General features: G+C 45.6%; 10 protein-coding genes. 5 read left to right on the forward strand and 5 right to left on the reverse strand.

Translation table 11 applies throughout. The annotated features are described in order from the left end of the window. Positions 1-9 precede the first annotated feature (9 nt). Both Q4Q52_RS21185 and Q4Q52_RS21190 read right to left on the reverse strand, forming a co-directional pair. A complete protein-coding gene (locus Q4Q52_RS21185) occupies positions 10-2,160 on the reverse strand; it encodes an MtrB/PioB family decaheme-associated outer membrane protein (RefSeq protein WP_311991617.1) in 2,151 nt (716 codons plus the stop codon). Positions 2,161-2,173: 13 nt separating this feature from the next. Further along, complete coding sequence (locus Q4Q52_RS21190) at positions 2,174-3,139, reverse strand: DmsE family decaheme c-type cytochrome (protein ID WP_311991618.1); 966 nt, start codon at positions 3,137-3,139, stop codon at positions 2,174-2,176. A 435-nt stretch (positions 3,140-3,574) separates the two neighbouring features. On the opposite strand from Q4Q52_RS21190, the gene Q4Q52_RS21195 reads away from it, so the two are divergent. From Q4Q52_RS21195 to glnS, 3 genes are all read left to right on the forward strand, one after another. Further along, positions 3,575-3,814 (forward strand): FeoA family protein, encoded by a 240-nt coding sequence (locus Q4Q52_RS21195; protein ID WP_311991619.1) that lies wholly within the window; start codon positions 3,575-3,577, stop codon positions 3,812-3,814. Further along, entirely contained in the window at positions 3,807-6,101 is a 2,295-nt protein-coding gene (gene feoB / locus Q4Q52_RS21200; protein ID WP_300476063.1) for a Fe(2+) transporter permease subunit FeoB, read from the forward strand. The genes Q4Q52_RS21195 and feoB overlap by 8 nt, the downstream gene beginning before the upstream one ends. A gap of 215 nt (positions 6,102-6,316) precedes the next feature. Further along, the gene (gene glnS / locus Q4Q52_RS21205) at positions 6,317-7,987 is read left to right on the forward strand and encodes a glutamine--tRNA ligase (protein ID WP_106650136.1); all 1,671 of its coding nucleotides are present in this window, start codon (positions 6,317-6,319) and stop codon (positions 7,985-7,987) included. 199 nt (positions 7,988-8,186) lie between these two features. Here the strand turns inward: glnS and Q4Q52_RS21210 are convergent, their stop codons facing one another. Next, the gene (locus Q4Q52_RS21210) at positions 8,187-8,783 is read right to left on the reverse strand and encodes a Yip1 family protein (RefSeq protein ID WP_006081117.1); all 597 of its coding nucleotides are present in this window, start codon (positions 8,781-8,783) and stop codon (positions 8,187-8,189) included. Positions 8,784-9,066: 283 nt separating this feature from the next. Here Q4Q52_RS21210 and miaE point away from each other — a divergent pair, with 283 nt between their 5' ends. Next, positions 9,067-9,837: a tRNA isopentenyl-2-thiomethyl-A-37 hydroxylase MiaE gene (miaE, locus tag Q4Q52_RS21215; RefSeq protein ID WP_311991620.1), complete on the forward strand. Its 771-nt coding sequence runs from the start codon at positions 9,067-9,069 to the stop codon at positions 9,835-9,837. Positions 9,838-9,964: 127 nt separating this feature from the next. Here miaE and Q4Q52_RS21220 read toward each other — a convergent pair whose 3' ends face one another. Together Q4Q52_RS21220 and Q4Q52_RS21225 are read right to left on the reverse strand one after the other, a co-directional pair. Next, on the reverse strand, positions 9,965-10,687 hold the full coding sequence (locus Q4Q52_RS21220) for a UDP-2,3-diacylglucosamine diphosphatase (RefSeq protein ID WP_311905550.1): 723 nt from the start codon (positions 10,685-10,687) through the stop codon (positions 9,965-9,967). Between the two features lie 9 nt (positions 10,688-10,696). Then, a complete protein-coding gene (locus Q4Q52_RS21225) occupies positions 10,697-11,191 on the reverse strand; it encodes a peptidylprolyl isomerase (RefSeq protein WP_106650139.1) in 495 nt (164 codons plus the stop codon). 140 nt (positions 11,192-11,331) lie between these two features. On the opposite strand from Q4Q52_RS21225, the gene cysS reads away from it, so the two are divergent. After that, a complete protein-coding gene (gene cysS / locus Q4Q52_RS21230; RefSeq protein ID WP_311991621.1) occupies positions 11,332-12,711 on the forward strand; it encodes a cysteine--tRNA ligase in 1,380 nt (459 codons plus the stop codon). The last annotated feature ends 77 nt before the right edge of the window (positions 12,712-12,788 follow it).

Here is a 12,788-nt window from a genome sequence, read left to right on the forward strand (position 1 = left end):
GTGCCTAAGTTACATTTGGTAGCTTAAGGTCAAGCCTAAATAGTGAGCGTTGTAGTCGTGGCTCATATCCCCAAAGCTGAGTACGTTGGGAATCGTGTCCCAATATGTGCCTTGGTTTTGCCAGTTAGCATCTTGATACTTCTCGAATAACCAATCGACGCGTAGCGACATACTGTCGGCAAACTTATATTTGGCGTAGGCATTAATATTGTGTTTGCGGGCATAAAAATCGCCATAGGGACTGGTGATGCCGTAGACGACCTCGGTATCACTCTGTCCATCGGAATAGCTGTAGTCCAAGCCAATGTCGAGGTGATTATCGAACAGGTTTTGATAACTAAAACCTGCACCAATTAAAGTCGATTTTTCCTCGGCAGTGCTGTACCAATCGGGCGTTAAAAAGTGGTTGCTGCCTGCTTGATCTGAGTCGCGCCAATCTTGGTTAACAAAGGCACTGAAATGAAGATCGTCACTCAGCGCATATTGGGCCGATACGTCATAACCTAGGTAGGACACTTGAGTAAGACCCACTTGGGTGTGGTGATAATCGTCATCGACACTGTGCAAGCTGGCGCCCAGCGAGAGGCCGATATCAGTTTGATAATCAGTGTGTAAGGTGACTTTTTGCCTTTTTCTGTCGGCAAGGTAGGATTTACGCAGCCAAGGGTTACTTTGGCTTTGAGTGGTTGTGACTGGATCGTATTCACTGCCATCGCGCTCTAGTGCTTCTCCTTTTAACCATGCTGACCAAGCAGGGGAATAGCGATAGCTCAGTTTGGCAAACACGCCGGACTCATCGACGGATTGGCGGTCGAGTTCAGTGTAATCGTTTTCGTTACGGCTGTAGCCTGCTTCTGCATAGGCGGCTGAAGTAAAACGATATTTGCCTTTAAGTTCGAGTTTTTTGGTTCGCTTATCATAAAGGCTATTTTGAGCAGTGCCTTGGTTAATACTGTCGGTGATGATTTGTGGGAAGGCTAATTTGGCCGTTTTGTTATCTCTGTCTTGATAGTTGTAGCTTGCCTGTACACTTAAATCTTGGGTGATCCGGCCCGAATATTTAAGGATCATTTCAATAATATCCACTTGGCCATCTAAGGTATCCGCAGGCAGGACCGGTGACGGGCCATTGATGGTGGCTGGAATAAAAGTGTCATCTTGGGTCATACGGCTAAAGCCTGCGTGCATTAGCACATTCTGACCATTCGCTCCCCCAGAGGCTTCTGCGGCAACGCGATAGGCTTTACTGTCGGGGTCGGCCGCATTTTGACCTAAGTATGCCGCGCCAAAGGTGGGCGTGTAGGCGGATTGCCATTGCATGGCTTGGTGATCATTTTTATATTGGCTGACTTGGCTATTGATGCCAGCTTGCCAGCCAGTGCCATTAAAATAGACTCTGGCATCGATTTCATCGGTACTGTCATCAATAGGTTGGGCGAGCATAACGCTATTGGTGAGTATATTGGCGCTGGTCTTTTTGGCGCCGCTGCGGTCTTCATGCTGATAGTTTAGCGAGGCTTTGTAGTGACTGTTATTGTCACCTTCAGGTGATATTTTGCCCGCGTAGTAACCACCGATCATAAAGCGATCACGTTGAATACTTAAATCTTGGCCAACAAGGCTGCTCTGTAGCATAGGCATAGAGTGTGTTGTACCACCTGTTATCCAGTTATCGGGCAACAACATCTTATCTTGCGATGAGGTATAAGGGCTTTTGAGTTGATTATGGTTATAGTTAGCTAAGCCTCTATAGCCTAAGTTGATTTGATAGTTCCCCGGCCTTCCTGTTGTGAGCTTGGCTGAGCCCGCATCAAAACCTAACTTATCCGAGACCAACTGAGTTTGATAACCCGACTGTGTTTTGTACAGCATATCCGCACCGACGGCGGCAACGATACCATCATTATCTGTCCCTGTGCGGTTACCGAAACGGCTGTCCTCGCCATCGTTATAAGCGAGAGTGGCACTGACATTACCACTATGCCCTGTCTTAGGTTGGCATTGCTTACAGCTCCATGCCTCTGTCTTAATGCCACTTCGATTCGCCTGTTGTAGCTCATAACCGTCGGCATGTGCTTGAGTCAAAACACTGCTTATCGCCCATACTAACAAAGTGAGTGAGAAGCAAGCACTAGGGTGAGACATTTTAGCTGTTCGCATGATCATTCCCTTGTTATCTCTGTAGCAATTTGCCAGAAGGATGGTTAGAACCATGCACTTGCCCGTGGCAATTCATACAGGAATTACCTGAAGTGAAGGCATTGGTTTGATTGCCAAAGTAGGCATTGCTGCTATGACCATCCGAGGCGTGGCATTGTTGACAAAGCTGCGGCGGCTTACTGATCAGCATGGCTTCGTTCACGCTGCCATGGGGATTGTGGCAATTCGCACAGTTGTCGGTGACGGGGGCATGTTCCCACAGTTTAGGGCCGCGTTTTTCGGCGTGGCAGCTATAGCAATTTTCGTTGACGCTCATTTGCTTCAAGCTTGAATCGTTCAAACTGCCGTGGGGATTATGGCAGTCACTGCACACCATCTGTTGCCACTGTAATGGATGGGCTGAGCGTTTGTGCATATCAGCTTTTTGTTGGGTATGGCACTGGGTACAAATGGCGACTTCATTGGCTTTATCGCTGATAGGATCTTTGGCTGTATGAACTTGATGGCAACTTGCGCAGGCAACATCGGCGTTATCGTGGTGATTGCCTTTCCACGCGATGCGTTGACTGTCATTGTGGCAGCTCATACAAACACTGTTTTGCTTTTCCGCGGGAACAGGAGAGTTTTCGCCAAAGGTGATCATTGGCTCTTTGCCACCTTTGTTATGATTCCCTAACGGACCGTGGCAGGCTTCACACTGCAAATCAGCCATGGGGGAAGCTTTTACATTGGGATTACCATGAACCCCATCAAAAATGGCCATGACCACGGCACTTTTTTTGTGACATATTAGGCAAGTGTCAGCCCCTTTGGCGGAATACTTACCTTCGGCGAATTTTTTGTCTAATGTCGCGACAACATCCTCTGGTTTTTTGTCATCCCAAGGCGTCGCCGAGGCCGAAATACTCACGATTGATAACAAAATACATAGCATAGCCTTAGCTATGCTTTTGAACTTTAGCCTTATTTCCATGTTCATCTTTTCCCGAGTGCATTTATATTTGTTATTTTTACGCTTTCGATATTGCTAATTTAGCTTATTAAAGCTGATTAATATTAGAACAAATATGTGACACTCGCTTAACATCTAAGGGTCTTTTCACTGTAAAGAGGGATGATTTTACTGGTGATATAGAGGAAGCGTGACCTTGATCACGTTTGCTTCGGTAGGGGATTTGTTCACAGCTTTTTGACTTCTGTCGATCGCATAACCGTCTTGGGCACTTGGGCGTGAATTTTTATTTTCAGTTGGCCGTTTATTCATTGGTATTTTTGTCACATAATACCCAACACAATTGAAAACTATTATCGTTACCAGTCAAAAATCTTGATCTAGGTAAAGTTATTAGGGTCATAGCTCAGTTACAATGGGCGCAGTTTTTCGAGCTGAACCTGTTGCAAGGTGGAATACGTAATGAAGTTAAGCGAACTCAGTCCCGGTGATCGCGGTATTATTTCTGAAGTGGGACGTTTAGCGTTGCCACAAACCGTGAAGCGTAAGTTGTTATCCATGGGGATCACGCCACATACGCGTTTTTCATTGATCCGATTCGCACCTATGGGTTCTGGTCTCGAACTGGATATTCGTGGTAGTAAACTTTGTATGCGCAGAGATTTGGCAGACATCATTGAGGTGGAAAAGGCGAATGACTAAGCAGTTTCATTGCGTCACTGTCGGTAACCCGAATGCGGGTAAATCGACGCTCTTTAACGCGCTAACCGGCGCGAATCAACAAGTCGGTAACTGGTCTGGTGTGACGGTCGAGAAAAAGACTGGTCATTTCACCTTAAACGGTGCCGATGTCTATCTGACCGATTTACCGGGTATTTACGATCTTCTGCCTGCGGGCAATAGTTGCGATTGTTCACTCGATGAGCAAATTGCGCAGCAATATCTCGCCGAGCAACGTGTCGACGGCATTATCAATTTAGTCGATGCCACTAACATCGAACGTCATTTATATCTCACCGCCCAATTGCGTGAACTCGCGATCCCTATGGTGGTGGTGCTGAATAAAATTGATTCTGCAGTTAAACGCGGTATCAAAGTCGATTTAAAGAAAATGAGCAAAGAGCTTGGCTGCCCTGTGATTGGTGTGTGCTCACGCGATCCTGCCGATGTAGAAAAAGTGCAAGCACAGGTACTCGATTTACTGCAAGGCCGAGTCTCTGAAGCACCATTAGTACTGCATTACGATGAACAAATTGAAGCGGGCGTGCAGTTGCTTTGTAGCAAAGACGCGCAATTAAGCCGTGGCCGTGCTTTGGCTATGCTTGGCAATGGTTCAGGTTGTGGCAGTTGCCAAAATGCTGAGTTGCAGGATGAAGTAAATACCTGTACCCAGATTATCTCTTCGCAGGGTCATGATATTGAAGTGATGGTGGCTACCACGCGCTTTAATTTCGTTGAGAAAGTGTTTCAAGGTTCAGTGAAAGAGTCGGGATTCCTCACTCTCAGTGATAAATTAGATAAACTCGTATTGCATCCCGTGCTTGGCATTCCTGTGTTCTTGTTCGTGATGTATTTGATGTTTATGTTCAGCATCAATATTGGCAGCGCTTTTATCGATTTCTTCGATGTGTTTGCGGGTGCGTTGTTTGTCGACCACTTTGGCGCATTCTTGACGAACATGGGCTCTCCAGCTTGGTTGGTCACTATTCTCGCTGGTGGTGTTGGCCAAGGTATTCAAACCGTGACCACGTTTATTCCGGTGATCGCTGCTTTATTTCTTGGTTTGTCAGTCCTTGAAAGCTCTGGCTATATGGCGCGCGCCGCATTTGTGGTCGATGGTTTAATGCGCCGCATCGGTCTGCCCGGTAAAGCTTTCGTACCTATGATTGTTGGCTTTGGTTGTTCTGTGCCGGCGATTATGGCGACGCGGACCTTAGGCAGTGAACGTGAGCGTATTGTCACGGGTATGATGGCGCCATTTATGTCTTGCGGTGCACGTCTGCCTGTGTATGCGTTATTTGCCGCGGCTTTCTTCCCCGATTCTGGGCAGAATTTAGTCTTCTTGCTTTACGTTATTGGTATCTTTGCCGCTATCGGAACGGGTTTATTACTCAGAAGCACCCTGTTGCCCGGCACCAGCAGCGCTGTGGTGATGGAATTGCCAAGCTATGAGATGCCAAAGCTCAAAGCCGTTATGGTACGTACTGGTAAACGCACTAAGAGCTTTATTTTAGGTGCGGGTAAAACCATTGTGCTGGTGGTGACGTTACTAAACTTTATCAATGCCATTGGTGTTGATGGCACTTTCGGCCATGAAGACAGCCAAGCATCTTTGCTGAGTGTCGCGAGCCAAAAAATCACGCCAATCTTCTCACCTATGGGCATAGAGCAGGATAACTGGCCAGCAACGGTCGGAATTATCACAGGTATTTTTGCTAAAGAAGCGGTTGTTGGTACCTTAAACAGTTTGTACAGCACTGCTGCGCCCGCTGATGAAGAGCTGACACCCTTGAGTGAAAGCTTTAATGCGGCTCTGGCGACGATTCCTGCAAACTTGTTTGGAATTGATCTGGAAGATCCGCTGAAGTTGTCGGTTGGTGATTTGACTAATAAAGAAGCGATAGCGGAAGAGCAAGGCGTCGCGACATCGACCTTCGGTGCTCTGCAAGCTGGTTTCAGTGGTAAAATTGCGGCGTTCTCTTACTTGCTGTTTATCTTGCTGTATACCCCTTGTGTTGCGGCGATGGGCGCTTTAGTGCATGAGTTTGGTTCCCGTTGGGCGACATTTGCGGCAACGTGGACTTTCTCACTGGCCTATGGTTCAGCGACTGTGGTCTATCAAGCGGCAACCTTTACGCAGCATCCTGTGCAATCGAGTCTGTGGATTGGTTTCTTCCTCTTTGCGTTAGTGGCCTTTTATCAGTGGCTGAAACGTAAGGGCAGAAGAACCCAGCAGATCATTCCGGGGATCCGCATCATTACCGAGTAAGATTTACTGAGTCAACATGACTGAGTAATAAATGTCAGCTTAGTTAGGTCAAAGATAAAAGCAGCTTTCATGGCTGCTTTTATTGTTTTACTATCGCTGCTATAACCCAGCCGGTCAAAAACCATAGTTTTTAGCACTAGGCATTGTAACTAGTAGTGATCTGTAGGATCATGCTGGTTTTCTTAAAATTGCCATTGTTCGCAAAGAGGAATTCCATGAGTCATGTGGACACTGAAGTACGTCCGAGTAACTTTATTCGTAATATCATAGATGAAGATTTACAAAGCGGTAAGCACACGAGTGTACAGACTCGTTTCCCGCCGGAACCGAATGGCTATCTTCATATTGGTCATGCTAAATCTATCTGCTTAAATTTTGGGATAGCGCGAGACTATAACGGTCTGTGTAATTTACGTTTTGACGATACTAATCCTGAAAAAGAAGACATTGATTATGTTAATTCTATTCAGGCGGATGTGCGTTGGCTTGGATTCCAGTGGGATGGCGATGTACGCTATTCATCAAACTATTTTGATCAGTTACATCAATATGCAGTTGAACTGATCAATAAAGGTTTGGCTTATGTGTGTTTCTTGAATGCTGATGAAACTCGCGAATACCGTGGCACGTTAAAAGAGCCAGGTAAAAACAGTCCTTTCCGCGACACATCAGTCGAAGAAAACCTCGCCTTATTCGCTAAGATGCGCGACGGTGGTTTTAAAGAAGGTGAGTGTGCGCTGCGTGCCAAAATTGATATGGCGTCGCCATTCATGTGTATGCGCGATCCTATCATCTACCGTATTCGTTTTGCCCATCACCACCAAACGGGTGACAAGTGGTGCATTTACCCAATGTACGACTTTACCCATTGTATTTCTGATGCGTTAGAACATATTACCCACTCTTTATGTACTTTAGAGTTCCAAGACAACCGTCGTTTATACGATTGGGTGTTGGATAATTTGAATGATTTTCAAGCGCCGAATCGTACTCGTCAATACGAGTTTTCACGCTTAAATCTCGAATATACCTTGATGTCTAAGCGTAAGCTAAACGACCTTGTGACTCGCAAATTAGTATCAGGTTGGGACGACCCACGTATGCCAACGATTGCTGGCCTGCGTCGCCGTGGTTACACGCCTGCGTCAATTCGCGAGTTCTGCCAACGTATCGGCGTGACTAAACAAGAGAATATGATTGAAGTCGGCATGTTAGATGCGTGTATTCGTGAAGAATTGAACGAACATGCACCGCGTGCGATGGCTGTATTACGTCCATTGAAAGTGATCATCGAAAACTATGCTGAAGGTGAACTTGAGTATATTCAAGCGGCCGCTCATCCAAATGATGAGAGCATGGGGACACGCGAATTAGCCTTTGGCCGTGAAATATTGATTGATGTGGCTGACTTTAGAGAAGAAGCCAACAAACAATACAAACGTTTGGTAGCAGGTAAGGAAGTGCGTTTACGTAATGCCTATGTGATTAAAGCTGAGCGTTGTGACAAAGACAGCGAAGGCAATATCACGACGGTTTACTGCACTTATGATCCTGAAACCTTAGGTAAAAATCCTGCTGATGGCCGTAAAGTTAAAGGTGTGATCCATTGGGTTGAGGCATCTACTGCTAAACCAGCTGAATTCCGTCTCTATCAGCGTTTATTTACCGATCCTAATCCTGCTGCGGCAGAGACTGTGGACGAAGTATTAAACCCTGAATCCTTAGTGGTAGTGCACGGTTTTGCTGAAGCAAGCCTAGTGAATGCGCCAGCAGAAAAAGCTTATCAGTTTGAGCGTGAAGGTTATTTCTGTGCAGACAGCAAAGATTCGTCAGCGGATAATTTAGTGTTTAACTTAACTGTAGCGCTGCGTGATTCTTTCGAATGATTTAATAGAATTAGCTTGATTGAATTGGTTTGATGAAATGAGTCAAACAGTTCAACTCAACGAAGCTAAGTTAAATTAAGCTAAGTTGTTCTGATCATTAATCAGACCCAAAAAAAGAAGGCCTTTTAGGCCTTCTTTTTTATTTTATGGATTAGCGATAGAGCTATTGGTTGGTGTGAGTGACAGTTAATTCAACTGGTTATTGATACATAGGACCAAAACCTAGGCTCCATAAAATAACGCTGGTTGCCATTAGCCCTACTAACAACACTAAACCAGCGGTCACCATAGAGCTGGCATAGATAAAGCCTTTCTCTTCAGGGATATTCATAATAATCGGCACACCCGCGTACAGTAAGTAGACTGAGTAAGCCAGACCAATCAATCCCACGATCATGATAAACCACAGCACTGGATACAAGGCGGCTAAACCGACCATAAACAATGGTGTAGCTGTGTAGGACGCGAGTTCTAACGCTTGGGTGTAGGTTGGGTTTGCATCGAAGGTTTTTGCCATCCAATAGGCCAAATAGGCGAGGGCGAATACGCCCGCAATTAGGCCTAAATACATGCCAGCTGACATAAACATGGCGCTTTGAGGTGTGAGGTAAATAGGATCGCCAGCGCCTGGATTCCAGCCAATATAAGCCGTAGCAATATAACTGCAAATCGCTGGGATTAAAGCGATCAGCACCACATGACTTAAGCTACTTTTTAGTGCCTCATGGTTTTTCTCAATTGTGTGCCACTCTTGTTTAGGATGAGTGTATAGCCCCATTAAGTGATTCAGTATCATTATAATTATCCTTGTTCAGCATTGATGAATGGCTCGCCAAACGTCAGACGAGCTGATAACAGCTCCACAATCGAGGTTAAAATGGTGTCCTGTTCCTTTAACTGACGATTGGTGACACATACAGAAGTGAGAGGCTGTGTGATCAGGATCTCAGTTCTTTAGAGTGTAGATTATTTATTGAACAAAAAGTTCAGCGCGTCAAGTTTACTGAAGCCTAATGCTATAGCTTATGAGTAAATATGCGTAAAATAGCGCGATATTCAGAATGAGATTGAGTGAGTCCATGCAGCAACTTCTTGCCCCCATCCACGCGTTTCTTCGCTGTGAAACACCGCAAACTTGGATTGATGTCGCGATTAAATCAGATTCCTTGGATGAGTTGCTGATCGATCACTGTAACTGTGAGTTAAAAGCGGCTCAGACAGCGATATTTTTGCTACGAAAATATGCGTTAGATAAAGACAGTGGTCGAGCTCTGTTGGCGTGGGCTAAACCCTATGAAGAGTTTATCTATTCGCAAGACCACGATGTGGTGAGTTTTCTGGCGCGCGATGTGAAAAAGAATGAACTGGTGGCCGAACTGATGCCTAAGCTAAACTTTAAATTTGCCGCCAATTTAGTGTCACCTTTAATCCGCTTGATTAAAGAAGAGTTTCATCATTTTGAACAAGTACTGGAATTGATGCACAAACGCGGTATCGAATACCGTAATATTCGCGCAGGCCGATATGCCAAGGGCATGATGAGTTATGTGACCACCCATGAGAAAGATATCCTGCGGGATAAGTTGATTGTGGGGGCCTATATTGAGGCGCGTTCGTGCGAGCGTTTTGCTAAGTTGGCGCCCTATTTAGACGGTGAGCTGGGTAAGTTTTATGTGTCACTGCTGCGCTCTGAAGCTCGACATTATCAAGATTATCTTGCGTTAGCTCAGTTAGTTTCACCTGAAGATATTCGCGAGCGTGTAACGTATTTTGGTGAGTTAGAGGCTGAGTTGATTCTGGCGCAGGATGATGAGTTTCGTTTCCATAGTGGATTGCCGCTAGCAAATTGATTTGAAGCACCTTCTTTTTAAAAATTGATGAATTAAGTCGATATGGCTAAAACGATTAACGGTTCGCTCGAACCGTTAATATGAAGCGTTTTTAAACTCAAACAAGGTCAATAATAAGCAAGCTAACTTAAGTTGCCTGCTCGAAGGGTAACGATTGTAAATTAATCCCTTTGGCGCTGACACTCAGCACACTGCCTTGCTCATACCAGTCACCAACCACAATACGTTGACAGCCATTGGCAAGTTGATGAATGGCGGGTCTGTGGGTATGACCGTGGATCATATGTTTGGTGTGGGTCTTGGCAAATAACGCATCGACCGCATTGGGCTCAACATCCATGATGGTATAGCTTTTTTGCTGATTGCTACTTTTGCTATTGCTGCGAATTTTATCGGCAATGCCCTGACGGGTTTTCTTGGATAAACAACCATATAGCCAACGCGCCAGTGACAAACTGCGCAGTTTTCGAAAGCGTTGGTAGGCCTTATCCAAAGTACACAAGCTGTCGCCGTGTAAGATAACCGTCTCTATGCCGTATAAATTCAGGCACGTCACTTCGGGTAAGATTTGCATTCCTGCGGCGCGCGCAAATTGCTTGCCTAACATAAAGTCACGGTTGCCGTGGATGAAATACACCGGCAGCTTTTGTGATACTTGCTTGAGTTTTTCGGCGAGTTCAAGGGCAAAAGGCAAGGCAATATCATCGCCAACCCAGACTTCAAACAAATCACCTAGGATATAAAGGGCGTCGGCATCATCGAGTTCAGTGTCGAGGAAGCGAGTGAACGCTTGGGTGATATCAAGACGATCTGCACTTAGGTGCAGATCGCCTATAAATAAAGTTCGCATTCGCAGGGATTATGCCGCAACGCTGACTTTTTCAATCACTACAGCTTCTAATGGTACATCTTGATGCATCCCACGGTTACCTGTACTAACTGCTTTGATTTTTTCGATAATATCCATGCCTTCAACAACTTCGCCGAATACGCAGTAGCCCCAGCCCTGTGAGGTTTCTGATTTAAAATCGAGGAAAGTGTTGTCGTTCACGTTAATGAAGAACTGCGCAGTGGCCGAATGTGGATCTGAAGTACGCGCCATAGCGACAGTACCAGTACGGTTTGATAAACCGTTATTGGCTTCGTTCTTCACTGGCTCGTTACAACGTTTTTGGCTCATGTCTTCGTTGAAGCCACCACCTTGGATCATGAAACCGTCAATCACACGGTGGAAGATAGTGCCGTCGAAGAAACCTTCGTCAACATATTTCATGAAGTTTGCCACTGTTAACGGCGCTTTTTCAGCGTTCAGTTGCAGTTTAATGTCGCCCAAATTGGTGTGTAATGTGATCATGTTTTCATACTCTCTGTAAATAGTGGCGCGATTCTAACTTATCTCGGATTGCGCGCAAAGTGCAGTATTCAAAACCTGTCAGGCCGTGATAGACTGACTCCTTGATTTTACACCTGAATGTATCATTGAAGAGAATATCGATGTTGAAGATTTACAACAGTATTACCCGCCAAAAACAGGAATTTAAGCCGATTACTCCCGGAAAAATCGGGATGTACGTGTGTGGTGTGACCATATACGATCTCTGTCATATTGGTCATGGCCGTACTTTTGTTTCCTTTGACATGATAGTGCGCTACCTGCGTTACGCGGGTTATGAAGTGAATTTTCAGCGCAATATCACCGATGTTGATGACAAAATCATCAAGCGCGCTAACGAGAATAACGAAAGCTGTGAAGCCTTAACCGAGCGTTTGATCGGTGAAATGCATCAAGACTTCGATGCCTTAAATATGTTGCGCCCCGACTTTGAACCGCGCGCAACCCTGCATATTGCCGAAATCATCGACATGGTTGAGTTATTACTCGCCCGTGGTCATGCCTATGTGGCGAGTGATGGTGATGTGCTTTTCAGCGTGGCTTCCTATCCTGATTACGGCCGTTTATCGGGTCAGAATTTAGATCAACTGCAAGCCGGTGCTCGGGTTGAAGTGGACGAAACCAAACAAAATCCAATGGATTTTGTGTTGTGGAAAATGTCTAAACCTGGTGAACCAACGTGGGAATCCCCATGGGGACCGGGTCGTCCTGGCTGGCATATTGAATGTTCGGCCATGAACAGTAAGCATTTAGGTCTGCATTTTGATATTCATGGCGGCGGCTCTGACTTGCAGTTCCCGCACCATGAGAACGAAATCGCCCAGTCTTGTTGTGCCCATGACACGCCATACGTGAACTATTGGATGCACACTGGCATGGTGATGGTTGACCGTGAAAAAATGTCTAAGTCGTTAGGCAACTTCTTCACTATTCGCGATGTACTTGGTCACTATGATGCTGAAACTGTGCGTTATTTCCTGTTATCTGGCCATTACCGTAGCCAGCTGAACTATTCAGAAGATAACTTGAAACAAGCTCGTTCAGCTTTAGAGCGTTTGTATACGGCCATTAAAGATGTCGACTTGACTGTCGCTGCGGCGCCAGCAGAAGAGTTTGTCGCGAAATTTAAAGCGGCGATGGACGATGATTTCAACACTCCAGAAGCTTATTCAGTGCTGTTTGATATGGTGCGTGAGATCAATCGCATAAAACTGACCGATATGGTACAAGCCTCGGCATTAGCGGTCACCTTAAAGCAGTTAGCGGATGTGCTAGGCTTATTAAGCCAAGAGCCTGAAGCTTTCTTCCAAGGCGGCGGTAGTGATGATGAAGTGGCTGAAATTGAAGCTTTAATTGTTGAACGTAACCGTGCTCGTACTGAAAAGGACTGGGCTGCGGCGGATGTGGCGCGTAACCGTTTGAATGAGTTAGGCGTTGAACTCGAAGATGGCCCAAGTGGTACCACTTGGCGTAAGAAATAAGCTTATTCGCTATATTCTTAATTCAAGAAAATCTTCAGCAAATAAAAAAACCTGCATTATGCAGGTTTTTTTATGCT

Source organism: Shewanella sp. SP1S2-4 (assembly GCF_031932075.1).
Lineage (GTDB): Bacteria > Pseudomonadota > Gammaproteobacteria > Enterobacterales > Shewanellaceae > Shewanella > Shewanella baltica.